Raw genomic sequence first — 992 nt, forward strand, 5'->3', positions numbered from 1 at the left:
TTTTCTTGAGAAACTAACCAAGATCCAGAAACCGACCATAACGGTAAATATTTGTACTTAGGGTCTACACCAAATAAGTCAGAACCATCATATCTAATACTTCCAAAGAAACTATATTTTCTATCGTAAGTATAAGAAGCAGTTGCATAAAATGAAGCAAAAGCATTTTCGTTCTGGCTTTTTTGGTATGTTCTATATTCAGGATTGTTTGCAAAATCTGAATTTGGGAAAATAATCTGCTGTGTTGTCAATGTATTTTGGTCAAATCCAAAACCTTTTGTCGCAATATTTGTATTGTAAGTTCTTCTTAACTCATTACCGACCATGGCTTCAATTTCGTGTTTTTCACCTAAAGTCTTGCTGTAATTAACCATTGTTTTTAGGTTATATTGAAAGAAATCGGTGTTTGAATTTTGAATAATACCGCCATTAGGAAGGAAATAATTGTATTTTCCGTCTTTGTAATAACGTGTTTGTTCTTTTGTTCTTCTTGTAAAATAAGTGTCTGCTGCAGCAAATTTTTCACTTGAGCTATTGTCTAACTGTAAACCTAATTGGCTACTTACTCTTAAGTCTTTCGTGATTTTATATTCAGCGTCTAATAAAGCCTTAACAGCTCTAGTTTTTAAATCGTAAGAAGTATTGTTTCTTTCTTCGATGATGTTGAACGGAACATAAATATCAGAATAACCAACGATGTCTGGGTCGTATTTGTAACTTCCGTCAGCATTGTAAGGAGTCAAGTACGGATTTACGTTTCTTGAATAATTTGCAGGATTAGTAAAACCACTTGTATCTGAAATATAAGAAGTAGTTTTGGTTTCAGAACCAAAAATTCCAACGCCAACTTTAAATTTATCTGTTATTTCGAAATTGTTTTTTAAAGTTAAGTTATAACGTTTTAAACCAGTTCCAATAGTAGTTCCTTTTTCGTCATAATATCCTAAAGAGAAATAATAATCTGATTTTTCTCCACCTCCAGATAAACTTAA

1 pseudogene is annotated in these 992 nt (G+C 31.8%); it reads right to left on the reverse strand.

Features of this window, described 5'->3' with window-relative positions:
- Positions 1-992 (reverse strand): annotated as a pseudogene (locus B3J44_RS09355) (SusC/RagA family TonB-linked outer membrane protein); the annotation flags it as partial.

Source organism: Flavobacterium sp. UBA4854 (assembly GCF_002399805.1).
Lineage (GTDB): Bacteria > Bacteroidota > Bacteroidia > Flavobacteriales > Flavobacteriaceae > Flavobacterium > Flavobacterium ginsengisoli.